The sequence below is a fragment of the Tessaracoccus sp. ZS01 genome (genome assembly GCF_022342445.1).
Lineage (GTDB): Bacteria > Actinomycetota > Actinomycetes > Propionibacteriales > Propionibacteriaceae > Arachnia.
The window spans coordinates 169,262-193,070 of sequence record NZ_PQFE01000004.1 but is presented as its reverse complement, the minus strand read 5'-3'; the positions used below and the strand labels follow the sequence as shown (position 1 = coordinate 193,070).

Below are 23,809 nucleotides of genomic sequence, written 5' to 3'. Positions count from 1 at the left end.
GGGGGCCGCACCGTACGCCGGTGCGGCCCCCTTTTTCACATCCGGGGCGATCCGTTCCCCTAGAGTCAATGTCAATTCCGCAACGAAGCGAAGGTGGATCAACTGTGAGCAGCTCGACAGACCCGTCGCCGCGGCTCTCCCACGCGCGCGACATCTCGCGCCCGGGCTTCTATGTGAAGCTCGTCCTGATGATGCTGGTCAACGCGCTTGGCCTATACGGCATCCTGGCCAGTTACGGCCAGCAGGAATGGGGAGTCCTCATTTTCCTGGCCCTGGCCCTCATCGTCGTCGACTACGTGTACTTCACGAAGCGTGCAGTCCCCGCGAAGTACCTCGTGCCGGGCCTGCTGTTCCTGATCGTGTTCCAGATCTACGTCATGGCCAACACGGCCTATGTGGCCTTCACCAACTACGGCGACGGCCACAACGACGCCAAGGCCCCCGCGATCACGCAGATCATGAAGACGGCCGACCGCCGCGTCGAGGGCACCCAGACCTACCCCGTCACCGTGCTGGAGCGCGAAGGTGAGGTGGCCTTCGCCGTCGTGCAGGACGGGGTGGCCAAGGTGGGCGACACCGACACCCCGCTCGAGGAGGTTGCCGACGCGGTCGTCGACGGTGACAAGGTCACCGAGGTGCCGGGCGCCGAAGTGCTCACGCTCGCCCAGATCCAGCAGCGCCAACGCGACGTGCTCGACCTCCGCGTGTCCATGACGGACAATCCCGACGACGGGTGGTTGCGCACCGACAACGCCGCCATGGCCTATGTCGCGAAGTCGCTGCTGACCTACGACGAGGCGGCCGACACGTTCACTGATCCCGAGGGCAAGGTCTACACGGCCGACGAGAGCCAGGGCCTGTTCGTGGCCCAGGACGGCCAGAGCCTGACGCCGGGCTGGCGCGTCACCGTCGGCTTCGACAACTTCACCACGATGTTCACCGACGGTCGCCTGGCCGGGCCGTTCTTCGCAGCGCTGGGCTGGACGTTCGCCTTCGCCATCCTGTCGGTGCTCACCACCTTCGCCTTCGGCCTGATGCTGGCGGTGGTGTTCAATGATCCCCGGATCAAGGGCCGCACCGTCTACCGGGCACTGTTCATCCTTCCCTACGCCTTCCCGGGCTTCCTCGCGGCGCTGGTCTGGCGCGGCATGTTGAACCGCGACTTCGGCTTCATCAACGAGGTGCTGCTGGGAGGGGCGGCCATCCCCTGGCTGACGGACGGCACCATGGCGAAGCTGGCCATCCTGGGCGTGAACCTCTGGCTGGGCTTCCCCTACATGTTCCTGGTGGCCACCGGAGCGCTGCAGTCCATCCCCGGAGAGCTCACCGAGGCCGCGGTGGTGGACGGCGCAGGTCCGCTGCGCCGGTTCTGGTCGATCACCCTGCCTCTGCTGCTGGTGTCGGTCGCGCCGCTGCTGATCGCGAGCTTCGCGTTCAACTTCAACAACTTCTCGTTGATCTTCATGTTGACCGGCGGTGGGCCCAACTACGCGGGCGCACCGTGGCCGATCGGCGAGACCGACATCCTCATCTCGATGGTCTACGCCATCGCGTTCGAGGGCGGCAACCGGATGTTCGGCCTGGCCAGCGCGATGTCGATCCTCATCTTCGTGGTGGTCGGCTTCATCTCGTGGCTGGGCTTCCGCCAGACCCGCAAGCTTGAGGAGATCATGTGATGGCCAGGAAGCTAGCCAACGGTGACAACGACACCCGCCTGCGCGGCGGCCGCTGGTGGGGCCAGGTGGGGTGGAAGCACATCCTCGCTCTGGTGGTGATCGCCTACTGCCTGTTCCCGATCCTCTACGTGCTGTCGGCCTCGCTCAACCCGGGCGGCACCCTGACGGGCTCCAACCGGCTGTTCCGAGCGTTCAGCAGCGTGCACTACGAGCGCCTGTTCACCACGGACTTCACGAAGTGGATGATCAACTCGTTCTTCGTCAGTTCGGTGACCGCCATCGGCACCGTGCTGATGGGCGCGGCCGCGGCCTACGCCTTCAGCCGCTTCCGGTTCAGAGGTCGCCGTGGCGGGCTGACGGCGCTGCTGATCATCCAGATGTTCCCGCAGATGCTGGCCTTCATCGCCATCTTCCTGCTGGCGCTGACCCTCGGCGAGATCTTCCCGATCCTCGGCATCGGCTCGCACCTGCAGCTCATCGCCATCTACCTGGGCGGCGCGCTGGGTGCCAACACCTTCCTGATGTACGGCTTCTTCAACACCATCCCGATGGACATCGACGAGGCCGCCAAGATCGACGGAGCCACGCATGCCCAGGTGTTCTGGGGCATCATCATGCGGCTGGTGACGCCCATCCTCGCGGTGGTGGGCCTGCTCAGCTTCGTCGGCTCGTACGGCGAGTTCATCCTGGCCAAGGTCATCCTGGCCCGCCCGGAGAACTACACGCTGGCGGTGGGCCTGTACGTCTGGGGTTCCGATGAGCGCAACGCCCCGTGGGGACTGTTCGCGGCGGGCGCGGTCATCGCGGCCATCCCGATCATCCTGCTGTTCATGTACCTCCAGAAGTACATCGTCTCCGGCCTGACGGCAGGGGGCGTGAAGGGCTGACGCCACAGGTGTCCGTCGTCCTTTCGCCCAGGAGGGCGAGGCGCTGAAGGCCTAGGTGGCGTCGACGCTGAGTGCTGCCCGGCAGACCCGTGGGCCCACCTCGAGGTGGCCCACGGTGAACCGGGAGCCCTCGGTGATGCCGTCCAGCAGGCCCTGGTGCACGGAGCAGACCAGCGGCAGTTGATCGACGTCGATGACCTCGCGGAACGGGCAGCGGGTGAACGTCAGCGTGTCCTCCGTGGTCAGCACTCCGAAGCCGCGCTGGCTGAGGTGGGCCTTGAGGCCCTCGATACCCAGCGCCTCGGGGTCGCGGGACCGTGCGCCCCAGATCCTGCCCGCGTGCCGGGCCCTTTCGGGGCCGTCGCTCTCCGGGGCGACGAACTCGCCCAGCAGGGCGTTCGCCAGTTCCAGGAGGTGCGTGTTGCCGATGGTGGGGGACTCGCTGGTGGCGGAGTAGAGCAACGGCGGGCGGCCGGTGCGGCCGCTGGGCTCCGTGGAGCGCTCCGCGAAACCGGAGTCGACGAGGGCGTCGAGGTGGAACCGCGCCGAGTTCTTGTGCAGGTCCAGTTGCTGGGCCACTGCGCCCACAGTCAATGGCCCGCTGGCCGACTGCAAGAGTGACAGAACGCGGGTACGAGTGGGACCTAGACCGTGCATCAATCCATTTAAACACAGCGTTGCAGGGCATTTACACGAGGGGTGTGGTGAAAGTCCGGGTAGCATGCGGACATGCTGGTTGACGGATATGGACGTACGGCGCGTGATCTACGCGTTTCGCTCACGGACCGCTGCAACCTGCGCTGCACCTACTGCATGCCCGCGGAGGGGCTGGACTGGCAGCCCGTCGACGAGACCCTCACCGACGACGAGATGGCCCGCCTCATCAGGGTCGCCGTCGAGAAGCTGGGCGTCACCCGGATCCGCTTCACTGGGGGAGAGCCGCTGCTGCGCGCCGGGCTGGAGCGCATCATCGCGTCGGCAGCCGCCATCACCCCCCGCCCGGAATTGGCGCTCACCACCAACGGCCTCGGCCTCGACAAGAGGGTCGAGGGCCTGGTGGCCGCCGGCCTCAACCGCGTCAACATCTCCCTGGACTCGCTGGTCCGCGAACGCTACGCGCAACTCGCCCGCAGGGACCGGCTGCCGGATGTGCTGCGGGGCATCGAGGCCGCGCAGGTCGCCGGGCTGCGTCCGGTCAAGATCAACTCCGTGATCATGCGCGGTGTCAACGAGCCGGACATCGTGCCGCTGGCCCAGTTCTGCCTGGAGCGGGGATACGAACTGCGCTTCATCGAACAGATGCCGCTGGGTCCCAAGGGGGAGTGGGACCGCGACGCCATGGTCACCGCCGCCGAAATCCTGGGCGCGTTGGAAGAGCGCTTCGAGCTCGGCCCCGCCGAAGAACCGCGGGGTGCGGCCCCGGCGCAGCTGTGGCGGGTCGCGGCGGACGACGCGCAGCCCGGTGGGCTCGTGGGCGTGATCGCCTCGGTGACGCACCCCTTCTGCGGCGACTGTGACCGCTCCCGCATCACCTCGGACGGCCAGGTGCGCACCTGTCTGTTCTCCCGCACGGAGACGGACCTGCGCGCCATCCTGCGCGGTGGCGGCTCCGACGCCGACCTCGTCGCCGCCTGGACCGGCGCCCACCGCGCCAAGCCGAGGGCCCACGGGATCGACGAGGTGGATTTCGTCCAGCCAGACCGCACGATGAGTGCCATCGGCGGCTGACAGTAGGGAGATGAATCTGTGGAGGTCCGGTTCTTCGCCGGCGCTGCCGAAGCGGCAGGCGCCGACAGCCGAGTCATCGAGGCCCGTGGCCTGACCGCGGACCAGGTGGTCAGCCAACTCGCCGAGGGCAACGAGCGCCTGGCCAAGGTGCTCAACGTGAGCGCCCTGCTGGCAGACGGCACCCGCATCACGGACCGCAGCACGGACCTCTCAGAGGTCCAGTCGCTGGACGTGCTGCCGCCCTTCGCCGGGGGATGAGCCCGTGATCGCCGCCATCGTGCTGGGCGGGGGCCGATCGGCCCGGATGGGCACGGACAAACTGGTCCTCGAACTCGACGGCGCCACGCTGCTCGCGCGCACCTGCGCGGCCGCCGCCGGCGTCGCCGCGCGCGTGGTGGTGGCGGGTCACGAGCAGCCCGGGCTCGACGTCGAGTTCGCGCTGGAGGACCCACCCTTCGGGGGGCCCGTGGCGGGCATCGTGGCGGGGTTGCTGGCCCTGGACGCGCCCCCTGAGGACGACGGGGTGGACTCGGTGGTGATCCTCGCGGGGGACCTGGCGAACCCCCAGGCAGTCGTCGACCTCCTGACCATGGCACAGCTCGGAAAGGACGGTGTGGTGCTGGTCGATGCGGAGGGGTGGCCCCAGTACCTCGCGGGCCGCTACCGCCTCGGCGCCCTGCGTCGGGCGGTCGGCGAAGCGGGGGAGGTGCGCGACCTCTCGGTGCGCCGATTCCTGGGCGGCCTGGACGTCGCACGGGTGCCCGCGCCGCCGTCGGTCACAGCCGATCTCGACACACCGGACCAGTTCGCTCGGGCAGATCGATTGCTCTACGACACGCCGTAAGACATAATTTCGAAAATGTCATACAAATGGCCCCCGATGCGGGCAGACTGTGGCGCATGAGTACAGATTCCGCGCGCCTCGACGGCCCCGCCGCTGACGCCCTCCTCAAACTCGGGCGGTACTTCACTCAATGGGAGACCACGGATGACGACCGTGCCGTGTTCCGCCAGGGCGGACGCGAGGGTGACGTGTTCTACCGCGACAGGTGGAGCCATGACAAGGTGGTGCGCTCGACGCACGGCGTGAACTGCACCGGATCCTGCTCGTGGAAGGTGTACGTCAAGGACGGCATCATCACGTGGGAGGCCCAGCAGACCGACTATCCCACCACGGGTCCTGACCGCCCCGAGTACGAGCCGCGCGGCTGCCCCCGCGGCGCCGCGTTCTCCTGGTACACCTACTCCCCGACGCGGGTGCGCTACCCGTACGGCCGCGGCGTCCTCATCGAGATGTACCGCGAGGCCAAGAAGCGGCTCGGCGACCCGGTGGAGGCGTTCCGCGAGATCTCGACGGACCCCGCCAAGCGCCGCCGCTACCAGCAGGCCCGCGGCAAGGGTGGCCTCGTGCGGATCAGTTGGGACGAGGCGCTCGAGATCGCCGCCGCCAGCTACGTCAACACCATCAAGAACTACGGCCCTGACCGGGTGGTGTCGTTCTCGCCCATCCCGGCGATGAGCCAGGTCAGCCACGCCATCGGCACGCGCTTCACGCACCTCATCGGCGGCGCCATGACGAGCTTCTACGACTGGTACGCCGACCTCCCCGTCGCGTCGCCCCAGGTCTTCGGGGACCAGACCGACGTGCCGGAATCCGGTGACTGGTGGGATGCCACCTACCTCATGATGTGGGGCTCCAACGTGCCGGTCACCCGCACGCCGGATGCGCACTGGATGGCCGAGGTCCGCTACCGCGGCACCAAGGTGGTCACCGTCGCCCCGGACTACGCCGACAACGTGAAGTTCGCCGATGAATGGCTCCCCGCCCAGGCCGGCACCGACGCCGCCCTGGCGATGGCCATGGGCCACGTGATGCTCAAGGAGAACTTCGTCGACCGCCAGGTTCCCTACTTCCAGGACTACGTGAAGCAGTACACGGACCTGGGCATGCTGATCACGCTGGTGGAGCACCCGAACGGCCACGGCCTGAGCGCCGGGAAGTTCCTCACCGCGGCAGACCTGCCCGAGCACGCCGACAAGCCGGACGCGGCCTTCAAGACCGTCATGTGGGACCAGGCCGCCGCCGGGCCCGCCGTGCCGAACGGCTCGATGGGCTTCCGCTACAACGAGGACGGCGCCGGCCAGTGGAACCTGGAGCTGGGCAGCATCGACCCGGCCCTGTCGCTCCTCGGCCAGGACGGCACCCAGGGCGTCGAGGTGGCCCTGCCCGTCTTCGAGGACCCGAAGGGCGTGGGCTCCATCATCCGCCGGGGCGTCCCCGCACGGAAGGTCGGTGACCACCTGGTCACCACCGTCTTCGACCTGATGCTCGCCCAGTACGGCGTCGGACGCGACGGCCTGCCCGGCACCTGGGCGAAGGGTTACGACGACGTTGACTCGCCCTACACCCCGGCCTGGCAGGCCGAGATCACCAGCGTGCCCGCCGAGGCCTGCATCCGCACGGCCCGCGAGTTCGCGCAGAACTCCGAAGAATCCAAGGGCCGCACGATGATCATCATCGGCGCCGGCATCTGTCACTGGTTCCACGCCGACACCACCTACCGCTCGATCATGGCCCTGCTCATGCTCACCGGTTGCATCGGCAAGAACGGCGGCGGCTGGGCCCACTACGTCGGCCAGGAGAAGTGCCGCCCCATGACGGGCTGGTTCAACATGGCCAACGCCATGGACTGGTCGCGCCCGCCGCGCACCATGATCGGCACCGCCTACTGGTACATGCACACCGACCAGTGGCGCACCGACGGCTTCTCCGCAGACCGGATCAAGTCGCCGCTGTCCACCGGCAGCCTCGACGGCGTGCACACCGCTGATGCGGTGGCGCTGTCGCACCGGCTGGGCTGGATGCCGTTCTACCCGCAGTTCGACGCGAACCCGCTGGACCTGGCGGACGAGGCGCAGGCCGCCGTCGACCGGGGTGACGCGGCCAGCGTGCAGGACTACGTGGCCGCGAAACTGAAGTCCGGCGAGATCAAGAGCTCCGTGGAGGACATCGACGCGCCCCAGAACTGGCCGCGCACCATGATCCTGTGGCGCTCGAACCTGTTCGGCTCCTCCGCCAAGGGCAACGAGTACTTCCTCAAGCACCTGCTCGGCACCCACAACAACGTGATGGAGAACCAGCACGGGGCAGACCTCCGTCCCGAGGTGGTGAAGTGGCACGACGAGGCCCCGGAGGGCAAGCTCGACCTGCTCATCACCGCTGACTTCCGCATGACCAGCTCCACCCTGTTGAGCGACATCGTGTTCCCGGCCGCCACCTGGTACGAGAAGTACGACCTGTCCAGCACCGACATGCATCCCTATGTGCACGCGTTCACGCCGGCGATCGACCCGCCGTGGGAGACGAAGTCGGACTTCGACGTGTTCGCTGAGCTCGCCATCAAGTTCTCCGAGATGGCCAAGGGGCGCCTCGACACCCGCAGGGACCTCGTCGCGGTGGCGATGCAGCACGACACCCCCGGCCAGCTGGCCCAGCCGGGCGGCACGGTGCCGGACTGGCGGGGCACGGATCTTCCGGCCGTGCCCGGCAGGAACCTGCCCATCCTGCAGGTGGTGGAGCGCGACTACACGGCGATCGCCGACAAGCTGCTCACCGTCGGCCCCTTGGCCGAGGAGCTGGGCTTCACGGTCAAGAACATCACGTACGACGTCTCGCACCAGGTGGGCGAGCTCGGTCAGCTGCATGGTGTCTACCCCTCGGGCCCGGCCGCCGGTCGCCCAGCGATCAACACCGACAAGCGCCTGGCAGAGGCGATCCTGATGTTCTCCGGCACCACCAACGGCGAACTGGCGACGCAGGGCTTCCGCACCTTGGAGAAGAAGACCGGCCGCCGCCTGGCAGATCTGTCGGAGGGCCTCGAAGAGCGTCGGATCACCTTCGCCCAGACCCAGCAGGCCCCCCAGCCCGTCATCACCTCCCCGGAGTGGTCCGGCTCGGAGACCGGTGGCCGCCGCTACGCGGCCTTCACCATCAACGTGGAGCGGCTCAAGCCGTGGCACACCCTCTCGGGCCGCATGCACTTCTTCCTCGACCACGACTGGATGACGGACGCGGGCGAGAACCTGCCGACCTTCCGGCCCCCGCTCGACATGACGGCCGCTTATGGCGAGCCTGAACTGGGCCCCACCGGGGAGAAGCAGATCACGTTGCGCTACCTCACGGTGCACAACAAGTGGTCCATCCACTCCGAGTACCAGGACAACCTCCTGATGCTGAGCCTGGGCAGAGGCGGTCCACAGGCCTGGTTGAGCGTGGCCGACGCGGCGTCCATCGGGGTCCGGGACAACGACTGGATCGAGCTAACCAACGCCAACGGCGTGTTCGTGGCCCGCGCCGTCGTCACCCCGAAACTGCCCGACGGCGTGGCCTATGTGCAGCACGCGCAGGAACGCACCATCGACGTGCCGAAGTCGGAGGCCACCGGCCGCCGCGGCGGCATCCACAACTCGGTGACCCGCATCCTGCTGAAGGCGACGCACCTCATCGGCGGTTACGCGCACCAGGCGTACGCCTTCAACTACATCGGCCCCACCGGCGTCCAGCGCGACATCGTGTCGACGGTGCGCCGCCGCTCGCAGGAGGTTCAGTACTGATGGCAAAGCAGCGACGTGTCATGGCCCAGGTGGCCATGGTGATGAACCTGGACAAGTGCATCGGGTGCCACACGTGTTCCGTGACGTGCAAGCAGGCGTGGACCAACCGCGCCGGCACCGAGTACGTCTGGTTCAACAACGTGGAGACCCGCCCGGGCCTCGGCTACCCCAGGCAGTACGAGGACCAGGAGAAGTGGCAGGGCGGCTGGGTCCGCACCAAGTCGGGCCGGCTGAAGCTGCGCTCTGGCGGCAGGTTCAAGAAGCTCCTGAGCATCTTCGCCTCGCCCGTGCAGCCTGAACTGGGCGACTACTACGAGCCGTGGACCTACGACTACGAGAACCTCATCCAGGCCCCGCTCGGCGACGACTTCCCGGTCGCGCGCCCCAAGTCGCTGATCACCGGCGACAACATGGCGATCACGGCCTCGGCCAACTGGGACGACTCACTGGGCGGCATCAGCGAGACGATCGACCAGGACCCCATCGTGCGCAAACTGCGCGAAGAGGCGAACCAGGAGATCAAGGCGGAGTACGAGAAGACCTTCATGTTCTTCGTGCCCCGCATCTGCGAGCACTGCCTCAACCCGTCCTGCATGGCCGCCTGCCCGTCGGGCGCCATCTACAAGCGTGCGGAAGACGGCATCGTGCTGGTGGACCAGGACAAGTGCCGCGGCTGGCGCCAGTGCATCACCGGCTGTCCGTACAAGAAGATCTACTTCAACCACCGCTCCGGCAAGGCCGAGAAGTGCACCATGTGCTACCCCCGCCTGGAGGTGGGGCTGCCGACGGTGTGCTCCGAGACCTGCGTGGGGCGCCTGCGCTACATCGGCATCATCCTCTACGACCCGGACATGGTCACCAAGGCCGCGCTCGCCGATGACAAGGACCTCTACGAGGCCCAGCTCGACCTGATGCTGGACCCGAAGGACCCCGAGGTCATCCGCGACGCCAAGGCCAACGGCATCCCGTCGGACTGGCTGGAGGCCGCCCAGCGTTCCCCTGTCTACGCGCTGATCAAGCACTTCAAGGTCGCGCTGCCGCTGCACCCGGAGTACCGGACCATGCCGATGGTCTGGTACGTGCCCCCGCTGTCGCCGGTGGTGGACCTGCTGAAGGCGCAGGGCCACGACTCCGAGGCGGGTGGCAACCTGTTCGGCGCCATCGACACGCTGCGCATCCCCGTCGAGTACCTCGCGGAGCTGTTCACCGCGGGCGACGCCGACGTGGTCACCCTCGTACTGCAGAAGCTGGCGGCGATGCGCTCGTACATGCGTGACGTGACGCTCGGCCGCGAGCGGCAGCCGGAGTTGGCGCACGCCGTCGGCATGGAACCCGAGGCGCTGGAGCAGATGTACCGGTTGCTGGCCATCGCGAAGTACGACGAGCGCTACGTCATCCCCAAGGCGCACCGGGAGGACGCCCACAACCTGGAGGAGATGGGCTGCTCGCTCGACTTCGAAGGCGGACCGGGCGCCGGTGGCGAAGGGCCGTTCGGCTCGTCGTCCGGGCGTCCCATCCCCGTGGCCATCGAGAGCTTCGCCTCGGCGAAGGCCCGCCAGACGGACCCGGGGGCGGTGTGATGAGCGCCGTCATCTTCCAGGCCGCAGGCCTGCTGCTGACGTACCCCGATGAGGAGCTCCTGGGCCGCCTCGACCTCGTGGAGGAGGCGGTGGGGCAGACCCGCGCCGCCGCCGACTTCGCGCCGACGATCGCCCACCTGCGCTCCATGCCGCTGATGGAACTGCAGTCCTGGCACGTCCAGGAGTTCGATCTGTCCCGCCGCCACGCGCTCCACCTGACGTACTGGACCGACGGTGACACCCGCCGTCGCGGGGAGGTGCTGGCCGCGATCAAGCAGACGTACCGCGACTCCGGCCTGCTTGTCGACCTCGACGGCGAACTGCCGGATTTCCTGCCGATGGTGCTCGAATTCGCCGCGGTCGGGAATCCCGAGCTGGGCGTCGCACTGCTCAACAAGTTCCGGGCCTCGCTCGAACTGCTGCGCATCGGCCTGGCGGAGGACAAGCTGCCCCAGACGGGGCTGCTGGCGGCCATCTGCGCCCAGCTGGGTGGCGCGTCGCCGCAGTCGCGCGCCGAGGTGCGCGACCTCATGGCCGGACCGCCTGCTGAAACCGTCGGCCTGGAGCAGACCCTCCTGCCGTATCCCACGATGCAAGGAGCCGCACGATGAATTTCCTGCTCTGGGGCGTGCTGCCCTACGTCGTCCTCTTCGTCCTGGTGGGCGGGCTGATCTGGCGCTACAAGTTCGACCAGTTCGGCTGGACCACCAGGTCGTCGCAGATGTACGAGTCGAAGATGCTCAAGGTCGCCTCGCCGCTGTTCCACTTCGCGCTGATCGCCGTGCTAATGGGCCACCTCGTGGGCCTGCTGATCCCCAAGGTGTTCACCGACTGGGTCGGTCTCGACCAGCACACGTACCACCTGGGTGCCTACTACGGCGGCGGTCTGGCGGGCCTGGCGCTCGTCGTCGGTCTGGCGCTGCTGATCTGGCGTCGGCGTCGCACCGGTTCTGTGTTCGCCGCCACCACCTGGAACGACAAGATCATGTACCTGGTGTTGGCCACGGTGATCGGCCTGGGCATGGTCGCCACCCTCACCGGCGACCGGTTCGCCGACGGCACCGAACACAACTACCGCGAGACGGTCTCCATCTGGTTCCGCTCACTGTTCGTCCTCCAGCCCGACGTGGACGCGATGGCCGCCTCCACCTGGCAGTTCCAGACGCACGTGGTCATCGGCCTGCTGTTGTTCGCGATCACGCCGTTCACCCGGCTGGTGCACGCCTTCTCAGCGCCGTTCCACTACCTCTTCCGCCCCTACATCGTGTACCGCACCCGCGCCACCTCGCCGCGCCGCTCGGCCACCCGCACGGGCCGGGGCTGGGATCCGGTGGGTACCCGTGACAACGAGAAAACCCGTCGCTAGGACCTCCCTTGACCAAACACCTCATCGAGGTCGCGCCCATCCACGAAACCGGCAAGGGCGCAGGCCGGGTACTCACGATGTCCACCATCGCGTTCACCCTGATGTTCGCCGTGTGGCTCATGTTCGGCATCCTCGGCATCCCCATCCAGAAGGAACTGGGGATCTCGGACGAAGAACTCAGCTGGATCGCCGCCCTGGCCGTCCTCAACGGGTCGATGTGGCGGCTGCCCGCGGGCATCATCGCCGACCGCATCGGCGGCCGTAAGGTCACGCTCTTCCTGCTGTTCGCCTGTGCCGTCCCCGCCTATCTGGTCTCGCTGGCGGACAACTACACGATGCTCCTGGTCCTGGCGTTCCTCGTGGGCTTCGCGGGCAACCTCTTCTCCGTGGGCACCACCTGGAACTCCGCGTGGCACTCGAAGAGCCGCCAGGGGCTCGCGCTGGGCGTGTTCGGGGCCGGCAACGTCGGCGCGTCGGTCACCAAATTCATCGGCCCCGTCCTGATCACCACCACGGCCGGCTCCACCTTCTTCCTGGGCATCCAGGGTGGGTGGCGGCTCATCCCCGTGATCTACGCGGTGCTGCTCGTCATCACGGGCGTCGCCACGTGGCTGATCGTGCCGCGCGTGGATCGCGCCCCCGGCACGGCGAAGCCCGTCTCCGAGATGCTCAAGCCGCTCAGCAACGTGCGCGTGTGGCGCTTCAGCGTCTACTACGTGGCCGTGTTCGGCGCCTACGTGGCGTTGTCGGCGTGGCTGCCCAAGTACTACGTGGACAACTTCGACATCGACCTCGCCCTCGCCGGGCTGTTGACAGCCACCTTCATCTTCCCCGCCTCGCTGCTGCGCCCCGTCGGGGGTTGGATGAGCGACCGGTGGGGCGCCCGCAAGGTCATGTACTGGACGTTCGCGCTGATGCTGGTCACCAGCGGCATCCTCATGATGCCCAACGGCCACATCACCATCGTGCATCCCGACGGTTCCCAGACCCAGCACCTGCACTACTCCATGCAACTGCCCTGGTTCGTCCTCGTGGTGTTCCTGCTGGGCTGTGCCATGGGCTTCGGCAAGGCGGCGGTCTTCAAGCACATCCCCGAGTACTTCCCGGAGAACGTCGGCTCTGTCGGCGGGCTCGTGGGCACGCTCGGCGGCCTGGGCGGCTTCATCCTGCCGCCCCTGTTCGCCTACTCGAAGACGTGGTCCGGGTTCCCCAGCAGCACGTTCTTCGTCATCTTCGTCCTCACGGTGATCTGCGCCGCGTGGATGCACATCACCATCGTCCGGATGCTCCATGAGGAGACCCCGCAACTCGCCGGCACGATCGAACGACCCATGGAGGAGGCCACGCAATGAGTACAAAGCTGGAGACGAAGGGCGACTGGCTCGTCTCGTGGGACCCCGAGGACGAGTCCAAGTGGGACAAGAAGCTCGCCTGGAACACGTTGACGGTGTCGACGTTCACGCTCACCCTGTGTTTCGTGGCGTGGTTCCTGCCGAGCGCCATCATCCCCAAGCTCAACGCGCTGGGCTTCACCTTCACCAAGGCGCAGCTGTACTGGATGGCCTCGATGCCGGGCCTCTCCGGTGGCCTCCTGCGCCTGGTCTGGATGGTGCTCCCGCCCAAGATCGGCACCCGCAAAATGGTGGTGCTCACCACCCTGCTGCTGATCCTGCCGGTCCTCGGCTGGGGCTTCGAAGTGACCAACCCCGACGTGCCCTATTGGCGCCTCATGGGGCTGGCGTTCCTGGCCGGTATCGGCGGCGGCGCCTTCTCCGGCTTCATGCCGTCGACCTCCTACTTCTTCCCCAAGCGCATGCAGGGCACCGCGCTGGGCCTGCAGGCCGGGATCGGCAACTTCGGCGTCTCGCTCGTGCAGCTGCTGACGCCCTGGCTCATCTCGTTCGGCATGTTCACGTTCCTGGGTTCGCAGCAGATGGCGGTCTCCGGTGAGCAGCCGGTCACCATCTGGTACCAAAACTCGGCGCTGGTGTACCTCCCCTTCATCATCGCGGGCGCCATCTGGGCCTACATCGTCCTGAAGTCCGTGCCGGTCAAGGCCAACATCAAGCAGCAGTTCGACATCTTCAACAACCCGGACACCTGGCTGATGACGCTGCTCTACATCATGACCTTCGGTACGTTCTCGGGCCTGTCGGCGCAGTTCGGCCTGCTGATGGCCAACCTCTACGGCGCCGCGAACCCGCAGATCGTGGAGGGCGCCGGTGCCGCTGCCCAGGTGCTCATCGAGGGCTATTCGGTGCCGGATCCGGTGAAGTTCGTCTTCCTCGGCCCGCTGGTCGGGGCCGGTGCGCGCATCCTGTTCTCACCGCTCACGGACCGCATGGGCGGTGCGGTCTGGACCCTGGTGTCCGGCATCGGCATCTTCGTGTCCATCCTCATCACCATCCCGTCGCTGACGCCGGACTACTCCAGCGCGGAGGCCCTTCAGAGCTCGTTCAACCTGTTCCTCTGGGGCATGCTGGCGATCTTCCTGTTCTCCGGGATCGGCAACGCGTCCACGTTCAAGCAGATGCCGATGATCTTCGAGCGACGCCAGGCCGGCGGCGTGATCGGCTGGACGGGCGCCATCGCCGCGTTCGGGCCGTTCCTGTTCGGCGTGGGCCTCACCATCATGTCGCCCACGACGTTCTACATCATCGGCGCCGTCTTCGCGGTGATGTGCATCGGCATCGCCTGGGTGCGCTACGCGCGGCCCGGGGCCCCGAAGCCCAGCTGAGCCGGCACGGTGACCGTGCGAGGGGAGCGAGGGAAACGATCGAAGGACATACCATGGCAGCCATGATCCGGACCGCTGGCGTGACCTCCACCGACGTCGACACCGACGCGCTCCTCTCGGCCGTGCACGACGACCGGGCCGGTGCCGTGGTCTCGTTCGCCGGGGTGGTGCGCGACCACGACCACGGCAAGGCGGTCACGGCCATCGAGTACGTCGGCCACCCGTCGGCGGATCAGGTGATGCGTCAGGTGGTGGAGGAGTTCGTGGGTCGCGACGGCGTGCACGCCATCGCCGCCCAGCACCGCGTCGGTCACCTCGGCATCGGGGGAGTGGCGCTGTTCGTCGCCGTCGCGGCCTCGCACCGCAAGCAGGCGTTCGAGTGCGCGTCGGATCTCGTGGACCGGGTCAAGGAGATTCTTCCCGTCTGGAAGAAGCAGTTCCTCGCGGACGGCACGCACGAGTGGTCCCAATGCCCGTGACGCAGGCACCGCTCACGGAGGAGCAACTCGAGCGCTACGTCCGCAACATCGACGTGGTGGGCATGGGCGTCCAGGGGCAGCAGAGGCTGTTGTCGTCGTCGGTGCTGGTGATCGGCGCCGGGGGCCTGGGGTCCGCGGCGCTGCCGTACCTGGCGGCCGCCGGCGTGGGCCGGATCGGGGTCGTCGACGGCGACCACGTGGAACTCAAGAACATGCAGCGCCAGGTGCTGCACACTGAACTGGGCCGCAACAAGGCCGTGTCGGGCGCCGAGCGGCTGCGGGCGTTGAACCCGGACGTCACCGTCGAGGAGTTCCCCGAGTACATCGATCTCGAGCGGGCCAAAGAACTGTTCACCGGTTTCGATCTGGTGATGGACTGCTGCGACACCTTCGGCGCCAAGTTCCTCATCTCCGACGCCGCGGAGGCCGTGGGCGCACGCCTCGTGTGGGCCACCGCGGTGGGCATGCAGGGCCAGTGTTCCGTCTTCGGTGTCCCCGACGCCCACGGGGACAGGCTCTACTTGCGCGACCTCATCCCCGTCGAACCGGCCGACGGTGACTACCCGAAGGCCACCGACATCGGCGTGCTCGGGGCCATGGTCGGCCAGATCGGTGCTCTGCAGGCCACCGAGGCCATCAAGTTGTTGGCCGGCTACGGCGAGCCGCTCGTCGGGCGTGTCATGGTGCTCGACGCCGCCCGCGGCCGTTGGGCTGTGCTCCCGCTGAGAAAGGCCGCGTGATGTTGAGCGTTGAGGACTACCTCGCGCGCGTCGTCAGCCTGGCCACCGTGGTGCCCGCGGAGGACGTGGCGGTGTCCGACGGCGTCGGCCGCGTGCTGGCCGAGGGACTCTCCGCGCGGTTCGCCGTGCCGCCCTTCGACAACTCTGCGATGGACGGTTTCGCTGTCCGGGCCGCAGACCTCTCCGCCGGCGTGCGGCTGAGGGTGATCGGCGACGTGCCCGCCGGCGCCTCGTGGGCGCCCACCGTCGGCGCGGGGGAGTGCGCGCGGATCATGACGGGGGCGCCACTGCCGCCCGGGGCCGATTCCGTGGTGCCGGTGGAACTGACGGACCAGCCCATGGGCGACGCGCCCCTGCCGGAGTGGGTCGTCGTGCACGAGACCGTCGACGCCGGGAGGCACGTGCGCCACAGGGGCGAGGACGTGCCGGTCGGCCAGTTGGTGCTGCCCGCGGGAACCGTGTGGAGCGCGGAGGCCACGGCGGCCGCCGCGTCGATCGGTTACGGGAGCGTGCCCCTGCGTCGTCGCCCCCGGGTGGCGGTGCTGGCCACGGGAGACGAACTCGTCGCGCCGGGGGAAGAACTGGGCTTCGGCCAGATCCCGGATTCCAATTCCTATCTGCTCGAGGCGCTGGTGTCGCGCTTCGGCGGCGACGTCGTCCTGAGGCGCGCCGTCGGCGACGACACAGCCCAGTTCCGCGCGGTGCTCGACGAGGTGATTGCGGCAGACGTGATCGTCACCACCGGCGGCGTCTCCGTGGGGGCCTTCGAGGTGGTGCGCCAGGTGGTGGAGGGCGACATCGAGTTCGTCCGGGTCAACATGCAGCCGGGGAAACCCCAGGCGAGCGGGCTGCTGCGCGCCGCGGACGGAAGGGGCGTGCCCTTCCTGGGGCTCCCAGGCAACCCCGTCAGTACCTGGGTCTCCGCCTGGCTGTTCCTCCGCCCGCTCCTGGCCGAGCTCACCGGAGCGGCGAAGAAGCCCCTCACCCTCCGGCTGCCGGTGCGCGAGACCTGGCGCAAGTCCTCCGGCCGCCGCCAGTACATCCCGGTGCGGCTCGTCGACGGGGGAGTCGCACCCTGCCACGGGCTGGGCTCCGGCTCGCACCTGATCGCTTCACTGCACCGTGCCGACGGCATGGCGATGGTGCCTGAGAACCGGGAGTCGCCTGGGGAGACCGTTGAGGTGCTGATCACCCGCTGAAGTCATGTGCGGACGGGGGGGCCCCGGCAGGGTAGGTGACGGTCGCGCCGTCGGTTTCAGCCCCGGGGGTCAGGGTGGCGGGGTCTGCCTTGGTGGGCGACATGATGTGCCGCACGTCGTCGCCGAGCGCCAGGAGGTGGTCCGCGATGATCCGGCGGTGGCACCGCCACCAGACCGCCTCGGAACACATCACGGTGGGTCGGCGGGGCCCGAGCGCCCGGAACTGCTGCAACGCCCGCCCGAAATCCTCGCCCATGGCCCAGTCCGCGTAGTTGTGGAAGCTCTGGTTGCGCCACATCCCGTTGAGCGACGGGTCCACCGTCTTCGACTTGTTCCGGCGCCCACCCAGGTCTTCGATCCGCACGTACTCGATGCCGCGCTCCGGGAGGGAGGTGGCGAGCGCCTCGCTGTTGAAGTGCGGGAACTTGCGCGAACCGGGCAGGCTGCGCACATCGGCCAGCACGCCCACCTCGTGGGCGGCGAGCAGGTCGATGAACTCTTCGATGCTGCGATCTGAATGTCCGACGGTGAACAACGGCATCCGACCAGGCTAGGCGCTCAGGCCCCCATCCGGTCCGCGGCCCGCACGGTAGGTTTGCCGCATGGAATTCACCCACCTCGACGGTCAGGGCCAGGCCTTCATGGTCGACGTCACCGCCAAGCAGCCGACCGTCCGCTCCGCCACCGCCGTCGCCACGGTGCGGACGTCGCCCGAGGTGGTGCAGGCGCTGCGCACCGGCACGGTGCCGAAGGGCGACGTGCTGGCCGTGGCCAGGGTCGCGGGCATCGCGGCCGCCAAGAAGACGCCGGACCTCCTGCCGCTGGCGCACGTCATCGGGGTGCACGGCTGCACGGTGGAGCTCGAGATCACCGACGGCGGCGTGGACATCACCGCCACCGTGCGCACGGCTGACCGCACCGGCGTCGAGATGGAGGCCCTCACCTCGGTCACCGTCGCGGCCCTGGCGATCGTCGACATGGTGAAGGGCGTGGACCGTAGCGCGGAGATCGTCTCGGCGAAGATCACGGCCAAGAGCGGTGGCCGCTCAGGCGACTGGGTGCGCCCGTCAGCCGTGTGACGCCGGCGCGCTCATGTCGTGATCGGCCCCGTCGAGTTGGTCGACGATGTGGGCCAGCAGGGGCCCGATGACGGCCATCGTGTCACGCACCCCACCGCGTGAACCGGGAGCGTTGATGATCAGCGCCCGCTTCGCGTCGGGAAGGGCCAGCACGCCCGCCACGCCGCGGCTCAACAGCGCCAGGGGCTGCCTCTCGGCCCCCCGGCGGCGGACCTCCTCCATCAGCCCGGGCACCTCGTAGGCGATGAGGTCTCGGGTGATCTCGACGGTGATGTCCGTGGGGCTGACCCCGGTACCCCCGCTGGTGACGACCACGCGGGCGCCCGCGTCCACAGCACTGGCGACGGCGAGCCGGATCTGCTCAGGATCGTCAGGCACGATCACCGGATCCGGCGTGTCGAACCCTGCCTCCCTCAGCGCGAGGGCGGCCACGGGGCCGGAGCGGTCCTCGTAGACGTCGGCGAAGGCGCGGTCCGAGCAGGTGATCACGGCGGCGGGATGGCTCATGGATTCCAGCCTAGGCGATAGGTTGTGGAGGACGGCGTTGGCGACGAGGCGAGGAGGGGTGCCATGCGTTGGGTGCTCGGCCTCGCCCTGGCCGCGTCGGCCCTGACCGGGTGCGCGCCCACCTCCGGGGGCCCGCTGCGGGTCTTCGCCGCAGCCTCGCTCCATCAGGTACTCCCGCAACTGGAGCCGGAGGCCGACTACTCCTTCGACGGGTCCTCCGGTCTCGTCGACCAGATCGCCGGTGGCGCACGGGCCGATGTGTTCGCCTCTGCGGACCGGAACACCATGGACCGCGCTGTCAGGGAGGGACTCATCGCCGGCGAGCCCGTGATGTTCGCGACGAACCACCTCGTCCTGGTGGTGCCAACCGGCAACCCTGGCGGCGTGACGGGGTTCGACGCCTCGCTCGACGGTGTGAAGCTGGTGGTCTGTGCCGAGGAGGTGCCCTGCGGCGCCGCCAGCCGGCGGTTGGCCGATTCGAATGGCGTGGCGCTGAGCCCCGTGTCGGAAGAGACCAAGGTCACCGACGTGCTCGGCAAGGTGGCTTCGGGCGAAGCCGACGCAGGGCTGGTCTACGCCACCGATGCGGCCACCTCCGAGGCCGTCGAGATCCTCCCGGTGCCCGGGGCGGAGCAGGATCCCACCACGTACTGGGTGGCCGTGCTGAAGGGCGCCGCTCGCCCCGAAGCTGCGCGTGCCTACGCGGAAAGGCTCGCGGGTCAGTGGGGCGCGCAACTGCAGGGCTTCGGGTTCGGGTCGCCGTCATGAACGTCCCACGGTGGGCGTGGCTGCCGTTCGGCGTCGCGGTAGCACTCCTGGCCGTCCCGCTCCTGGCGCTCGTCATCCGGGCTCCCTGGGGGCGCCTCCCCGAACTCCTGGCCTCGGAACGCGCGATGGACGCGCTCACGCTGAGCCTCGCCACGTGCGTCGTCTCGACACTGATCGTGCTGGTCATCGGCACCCCCACGGCGCTGGTGCTCGCCCGCTCCAGGGCCGCCTGGGCGCGGTGGGTCCGCACCCTGGTGACGGTGCCCATGGTGCTGCCGCCCGTGGTGGCCGGCCTGGCGCTGCTGATCGCGCTCGGGCGTCGGGGCCTGATCGGGCAACACCTGTCGGTGCTCGGCATCGAGATCGGCTTCACCACGGCGGCCGTGATCGTGGCGCAGACCTTCGTGGCGCTGCCGTTCCTGGTGGTCTCCCTGGAGGGCGCCTTCCGTGCCGCTGGCGGCGACTACGAACGGGCCGCGTCCTACCTCGGCGCCAGCCCCTCCCGCTCCTTCTTCACCGTGACGCTGCCCATGCTGGCGCCGGCCGTCGGCTCCGGCACCGCGCTCGCCTTCGCCAGGGCGCTGGGGGAGTTCGGCGCCACGCTGACCTTCGCAGGCTCCCTGCAGGGCGTCACCCGCACGCTGCCGCTAGAGATCTACCTCCTCCGCGAGGGCGATACGGACCTGGCGCTGGCGCTCGCCGTCGTGCTGCTGGCCGTCGCCGCGCTGGTGGTGGGGCTCTCGCACGGGCTGAGGAGCCTGCATGACTGACGCGGTGCGCATCGAGGCGACGGTGGCCGCACGCGGCCTGGACCTCGCCGTCGGCATCCCTGAAGGCAGGACCGTCGCAGTGGTCGGGCCCAACGGCGCCGGCAAATCGAGCCTCATCCACCTCATCGCCGGGAGCCTGGCCCCAGATACCGGTTCCGTGACGATGCTGGGCACCACGGTGTCGGCACCCGGCCGCCTGCTGCCCGCCCACCGTCGCAGGTTGGGGTACCTGGAGCAGCGCGCCCTGCTGTTCCCGCACCTGACGGTGCTCGAGAACGTCGCCTACGGGCCGCGCTCCCGTGGCGCGTCGATGGCAGCGGCGCGGGAGCGCGCGGCGCGGGAACTGGAACAGATCGGCCTGGGGGACCTCGCGCAGCGACGGCCGGCGCAACTGTCCGGGGGCCAGGCACAGCGCGTGGCGCTGGCCCGGGCGCTGGCCATCGACCCCGACGTGATGCTGCTCGACGAACCCTTCGCGGCGCTGGACGCCACGGTAGCTCCCGAACTCCGGCGACTGTTGCGCGCCCGGCTGCGCGGGCTGACCACCGTGCTGGTGACCCACGATTTCCTCGACGTGGTGTCGCTGGCGGACCACGTCATCGAGCTGGGAAAGGGCTCCGTCGTGGGGGGCGGCGCCGTCGAGGACGTGGCGCAGGGGCCGTCGACGGAGTTCCTGGCCCACTTCGTGGGGCTCAACCTGCTGCGCGGAGTCATCGACGACGACGGAACCCTCGCGCTGGGCGAGGGGGTCGCCGTGGCCGGGCTCGCGGAGCGTGGGCTGACCCGCGGCGAGGCGCGGGCCGTCTTCCCTCCCACGGCGGTGTCCGTCTTCCGGAGCGCTCCGCACGGGAGCCCCCGCAACGTGCTGCCGGCGGTGGTGGAACTGGTGGAGGACCGGTGGCCGGTGCAGCGCGTGATCCTGCGCGTGGCGGGGCACCGCGTGGCCGCCGACCTCACCCCCGAATCCGTCCGGGAGATGGCGCTGGCGCCGGGGGACCGGGTGCTGGCGGTCCTCAAGGCGACCCAGGTCGCGTTGTATCAGGGCTGATCGCGATGACAGGTCCCAGGCGCTCGGGCGGTAGTCTTGGCGGGTGATCAGCAATGACGATCCCCGCGACTACGAGGGCCCCAAGGAAGAGTGCGGCGTCTTCGGCGTCTTCGCGCCAGAGGAAGATGTCGCCCAGCTGACCTTCTACGGGCTGTTCGCCCTGCAGCACCGCGGACAGGAATCCGCGGGCATCGCGGCCAGCACCGGCAACCGCATCATGGTGTTCAAGGACATGGGCCTCGTGTCCCAGGTGTTCGACGAATCCACCCTGAAATCGCTGCCGGGCCGCCTCGCCATTGGACACACCCGTTACTCGACGCACGGCGCCAGCGAGTGGAACAACGCCCAGCCCACGTTCCGGGCCACGCCCCACGGCGGCCTCGCTCTGGCCCACAACGGCAACCTCACCAACACCGAGGAACTCGAGGAGTGGCTGCACGAGATCGCCCCCGCAGAGTCCGTGCCGCACAAGAGCCGCGTCATGGACTCCACCAGCGACACCGCGCTGATCTCGGCGCTGATCGCCAGCTTCGACGAGGGCAGCCTGGAAGCGGCCGCGCTCAAGGTACTCCCGCGCCTCCGCGGCGCCTACTGCCTCTCGTTCATGAACGAGACCACCCTGTACGCCGCGCGTGACCCGCACGGCATGCGGCCGCTGGTCATCGGTCGCCTCCAGGGTGGCTGGGTGATCGCCTCGGAGACCGCGGCCCTGGACATCGTCGGCGCCACCTTCGTGCGCGAGGTGGAGCCGGGCGAGTTCATCTCCATCGACGAGCGTGGCCTGCGGTCGCAGCGGTTCGCCGCGCCGGATCCGAAGGGCTGCATCTTCGAGTACGTCTACCTGGCCCGCCCGGACACGACCATCGCCGGCCGCAACGTGCATTCGGTGCGCGTCAACATCGGCCGCAAGTTGGCCGAGGAACACCCCGTGGACGCGGACCTCGTGATCCCGGTGCCGGATTCGGGTACCCCGTCGGCCATCGGCTATGCGCAGGGCTCAGGCATCCCCTACGGGCAGGGCCTGGTCAAGAACGCCTACGTGGGCCGCACGTTCATCCAGCCGACGCAGACCATCCGCCAGCTGGGCATCCGCCTCAAGCTCAACCCGTTGCGCGACGTCATCGCCGGCAAGCGCCTCGTCGTGGTGGACGATTCCATCGTGCGCGGCAACACGCAGCGCGCGCTGGTGCGGATGCTCCGCGAAGCCGGCGCCGCAGAGGTACACGTGCGCATCTCGTCGCCGCCGGTGGAGTGGCCGTGCTTCTTCGGCATCGACTTCGCCACCCGTGCAGAACTGCTGGCCCCCGGCCTTTCGCTGGAAGAGATCCGCCGCTCCATCGGCGCCGATACGCTCGGCTACATCTCGCTCGAGGGGCTCACGGAGGCCACCACCGTGCCGGCGGACAACCTGTGTCGCGCCTGCTTCGACGGCAAGTACCCCGTGGCCATCCCACGCGCACAGGCCAAGCTGCTGAACCTGGAGGAAATGTGAACCAGAGTGCCTACGCCGCCGCCGGCGTCGACATCGAGGCCGGAGACCGCGCCGTCGAACTCATGAAGGCCCACGTGGCCCGCACCAACCGGCACGAGGTGCTGGGTGGGCTCGGCGGGTTCGCCGGCTTCTTCGACGCCGCCGCGTTCAAGAAGTACGACCACCCGGTGCTGGCCACGTCCACGGACGGTGTGGGCACCAAGGTCGCCATCGCGCAGGCCATGGACAAGCACGACACCATCGGGTTCGACCTGATCGGCATGCTCGTCGACGACCTGGTGGTCGCCGGCGCCGAGCCGCTGTTCGTGACCGACTACATCGCCTGCGGCCAGGTGGTGCCGGAGCGCATCGCCGCCATCGTGCAGGGCATCGCCGATGCCTGCGTCGCCGCCGGCTGTGCCCTCATCGGCGGCGAGACCGCCGAGCACCCCGGCCTGCTCAGCCCCCACGAGTACGACATCGCGGGCGCCACCACCGGCGTCGTGGAGAAGTCCAAGATCCTCGGCGCGCACCGCGTGCGCGTGGGCGACGCCGTCATCGCCATGGCCTCCTCCGGTCTCCACTCCAACGGCTACTCGCTGGTGCGCCACGTCCTGCTGGAGCAGGCGGGCTGGAACCTGGACCGCCACGTCGACGACCTCGGCCGCACGCTCGGCGAGGAACTGCTCGAGCCCACCAAGGTGTACGCGCTGGACGTGCTGGACCTCATCCGCAACGTCGAGGTGCACGCCATGAGCCACGTCACCGGCGGCGGCCTGGCCAACAACCTGGCCCGCGTGATGCCCACGGACATGACGGCCGTGCTGCAGCGCTCCAGCTGGACTCCGCCGTCGATCTTCCGCCTCGTGCAGGAGGTGGGGAAGATCTCGCAGCCGGACATCGACGCCACGCTGAACATGGGCGTGGGCATGGTCGCGATGCTGCCGCAGAGCGAGGTCGACGCCGCGCTGAGGCTGCTGAACGGCCGTGGCGTCCCGTCCTGGGTGCTGGGCGAGGTCGAAGCCGTGGAAGGCCCCGGCGCCGCCGTCCTCGTCTGACCCCCGCTGCGTATCTGACCGACGCTCGACGAGGTGGGCCCCTCCCGCGGGGGCATAAGCCCCACCGGGGTCAGGGGCCGGTACCCGCCCTGCGATCATCGG

Annotated in this window: 23 protein-coding genes; 20 read left to right on the top strand and 3 right to left on the bottom strand. The window is 68.7% G+C overall.

Annotation, left to right across the window (positions count from 1 at the left end):
* Window positions 1-104: 104 nt before the first annotated feature.
* Together C3E87_RS06965 and C3E87_RS06960 are read left to right on the top strand one after the other, a co-directional pair.
* Entirely contained in the window at window positions 105-1,676 is a 1,572-nt protein-coding gene (locus C3E87_RS06965) for an ABC transporter permease subunit (protein WP_198928226.1), read from the top strand.
* Window positions 1,676-2,563 (top strand): sugar ABC transporter permease, encoded by an 888-nt coding sequence (locus C3E87_RS06960; RefSeq protein ID WP_076060974.1) that lies wholly within the window; start codon window positions 1,676-1,678, stop codon window positions 2,561-2,563. Before C3E87_RS06965 ends, C3E87_RS06960 begins: the two co-directional genes overlap by 1 nt.
* Window positions 2,564-2,614: 51 nt before the next feature.
* Here C3E87_RS06960 and C3E87_RS06955 read toward each other — a convergent pair whose 3' ends face one another.
* On the bottom strand, window positions 2,615-3,220 hold the full coding sequence (locus C3E87_RS06955; protein WP_076060972.1) for a metalloregulator ArsR/SmtB family transcription factor: 606 nt from the start codon (window positions 3,218-3,220) through the stop codon (window positions 2,615-2,617).
* Between the two features lie 72 nt (window positions 3,221-3,292).
* On the opposite strand from C3E87_RS06955, the gene moaA reads away from it, so the two are divergent.
* The 12 genes from moaA to glp all read left to right on the top strand — a co-directional run bounded on the left by moaA (window position 3,293) and on the right by glp (window position 17,006).
* A complete protein-coding gene (gene moaA / locus C3E87_RS06950) occupies window positions 3,293-4,291 on the top strand; it encodes a GTP 3',8-cyclase MoaA (RefSeq protein ID WP_076060969.1) in 999 nt (332 codons plus the stop codon).
* Between the two features lie 18 nt (window positions 4,292-4,309).
* The gene (locus C3E87_RS06945; RefSeq protein WP_076060967.1) at window positions 4,310-4,549 is read left to right on the top strand and encodes a MoaD/ThiS family protein; all 240 of its coding nucleotides are present in this window, start codon (window positions 4,310-4,312) and stop codon (window positions 4,547-4,549) included.
* Window positions 4,550-4,553: 4 nt separating this feature from the next.
* A complete protein-coding gene (locus C3E87_RS06940; RefSeq protein ID WP_076060965.1) occupies window positions 4,554-5,135 on the top strand; it encodes a molybdenum cofactor guanylyltransferase in 582 nt (193 codons plus the stop codon).
* A gap of 56 nt (window positions 5,136-5,191) precedes the next feature.
* The gene (locus C3E87_RS06935; protein WP_076060963.1) at window positions 5,192-8,905 is read left to right on the top strand and encodes a nitrate reductase subunit alpha; all 3,714 of its coding nucleotides are present in this window, start codon (window positions 5,192-5,194) and stop codon (window positions 8,903-8,905) included.
* Window positions 8,905-10,485: a nitrate reductase subunit beta gene (gene narH / locus C3E87_RS06930; RefSeq protein ID WP_076060961.1), complete on the top strand. Its 1,581-nt coding sequence runs from the start codon at window positions 8,905-8,907 to the stop codon at window positions 10,483-10,485. Before C3E87_RS06935 ends, narH begins: the two co-directional genes overlap by 1 nt.
* Window positions 10,485-11,096: a nitrate reductase molybdenum cofactor assembly chaperone gene (narJ, locus tag C3E87_RS06925; RefSeq protein ID WP_076060959.1), complete on the top strand. Its 612-nt coding sequence runs from the start codon at window positions 10,485-10,487 to the stop codon at window positions 11,094-11,096. Before narH ends, narJ begins: the two co-directional genes overlap by 1 nt.
* Window positions 11,093-11,851: a respiratory nitrate reductase subunit gamma gene (narI, locus tag C3E87_RS06920; RefSeq protein ID WP_076060957.1), complete on the top strand. Its 759-nt coding sequence runs from the start codon at window positions 11,093-11,095 to the stop codon at window positions 11,849-11,851. The genes narJ and narI overlap by 4 nt, the downstream gene beginning before the upstream one ends.
* A gap of 8 nt (window positions 11,852-11,859) precedes the next feature.
* The gene (locus C3E87_RS06915; RefSeq protein WP_233120751.1) at window positions 11,860-13,203 is read left to right on the top strand and encodes a nitrate/nitrite transporter; all 1,344 of its coding nucleotides are present in this window, start codon (window positions 11,860-11,862) and stop codon (window positions 13,201-13,203) included.
* A complete protein-coding gene (locus C3E87_RS06910; protein ID WP_076060954.1) occupies window positions 13,200-14,588 on the top strand; it encodes an MFS transporter in 1,389 nt (462 codons plus the stop codon). Before C3E87_RS06915 ends, C3E87_RS06910 begins: the two co-directional genes overlap by 4 nt.
* 62 nt (window positions 14,589-14,650) lie before the next feature.
* Window positions 14,651-15,067 carry a molybdenum cofactor biosynthesis protein MoaE gene (locus tag C3E87_RS06905; RefSeq protein ID WP_076061032.1) on the top strand — a complete coding sequence of 139 codons (417 nt, stop codon included), beginning with the start codon at window positions 14,651-14,653 and terminating at the stop codon, window positions 15,065-15,067.
* Entirely contained in the window at window positions 15,058-15,807 is a 750-nt protein-coding gene (locus tag C3E87_RS06900) for a HesA/MoeB/ThiF family protein (protein WP_076060952.1), read from the top strand. Before C3E87_RS06905 ends, C3E87_RS06900 begins: the two co-directional genes overlap by 10 nt.
* Window positions 15,807-17,006, top strand: coding sequence for a gephyrin-like molybdotransferase Glp (gene glp, locus C3E87_RS06895; protein WP_076061030.1), 1,200 nt, complete (start codon window positions 15,807-15,809; stop codon window positions 17,004-17,006). The genes C3E87_RS06900 and glp overlap by 1 nt, the downstream gene beginning before the upstream one ends.
* Here glp and C3E87_RS06890 read toward each other — a convergent pair.
* Entirely contained in the window at window positions 16,996-17,547 is a 552-nt protein-coding gene (locus tag C3E87_RS06890; protein WP_076060949.1) for a DUF488 family protein, read from the bottom strand. The two genes, glp and C3E87_RS06890, sit on opposite strands and share 11 nt — an antisense overlap.
* Window positions 17,548-17,608: 61 nt before the next feature.
* Between C3E87_RS06890 and moaC the strand changes: the two genes are divergently transcribed.
* Complete coding sequence (moaC, locus tag C3E87_RS06885; RefSeq protein ID WP_076060947.1) at window positions 17,609-18,085, top strand: cyclic pyranopterin monophosphate synthase MoaC; 477 nt, start codon at window positions 17,609-17,611, stop codon at window positions 18,083-18,085.
* On the opposite strand, the gene C3E87_RS06880 is transcribed toward moaC, so the two are convergent.
* Window positions 18,074-18,592: a molybdenum cofactor biosynthesis protein B gene (locus tag C3E87_RS06880; RefSeq protein ID WP_076060944.1), complete on the bottom strand. Its 519-nt coding sequence runs from the start codon at window positions 18,590-18,592 to the stop codon at window positions 18,074-18,076. The two genes, moaC and C3E87_RS06880, sit on opposite strands and share 12 nt — an antisense overlap.
* A gap of 63 nt (window positions 18,593-18,655) precedes the next feature.
* Here C3E87_RS06880 and modA point away from each other — a divergent pair, with 63 nt between their 5' ends.
* Genes modA through purM form a run of 5 tightly spaced genes read left to right on the top strand, consistent with a single transcriptional unit; the run spans window position 18,656 to window position 23,707 of the window.
* Window positions 18,656-19,360, top strand: a complete 705-nt coding sequence (gene modA / locus C3E87_RS06875) for a molybdate ABC transporter substrate-binding protein (RefSeq protein ID WP_076060942.1) — start codon at window positions 18,656-18,658, stop codon at window positions 19,358-19,360.
* A complete protein-coding gene (locus tag C3E87_RS06870; RefSeq protein WP_076060939.1) occupies window positions 19,357-20,130 on the top strand; it encodes an ABC transporter permease in 774 nt (257 codons plus the stop codon). The genes modA and C3E87_RS06870 overlap by 4 nt, the downstream gene beginning before the upstream one ends.
* Entirely contained in the window at window positions 20,123-21,178 is a 1,056-nt protein-coding gene (locus C3E87_RS06865) for a sulfate/molybdate ABC transporter ATP-binding protein (RefSeq protein WP_076060937.1), read from the top strand. The genes C3E87_RS06870 and C3E87_RS06865 overlap by 8 nt, the downstream gene beginning before the upstream one ends.
* 43 nt (window positions 21,179-21,221) lie before the next feature.
* Window positions 21,222-22,670, top strand: a complete 1,449-nt coding sequence (gene purF / locus C3E87_RS06860; RefSeq protein WP_198928224.1) for an amidophosphoribosyltransferase — start codon at window positions 21,222-21,224, stop codon at window positions 22,668-22,670.
* Window positions 22,667-23,707 (top strand): phosphoribosylformylglycinamidine cyclo-ligase, encoded by a 1,041-nt coding sequence (purM, locus tag C3E87_RS06855; RefSeq protein ID WP_076060935.1) that lies wholly within the window; start codon window positions 22,667-22,669, stop codon window positions 23,705-23,707. Before purF ends, purM begins: the two co-directional genes overlap by 4 nt.
* The last annotated feature ends 102 nt before the right edge of the window (window positions 23,708-23,809 follow it).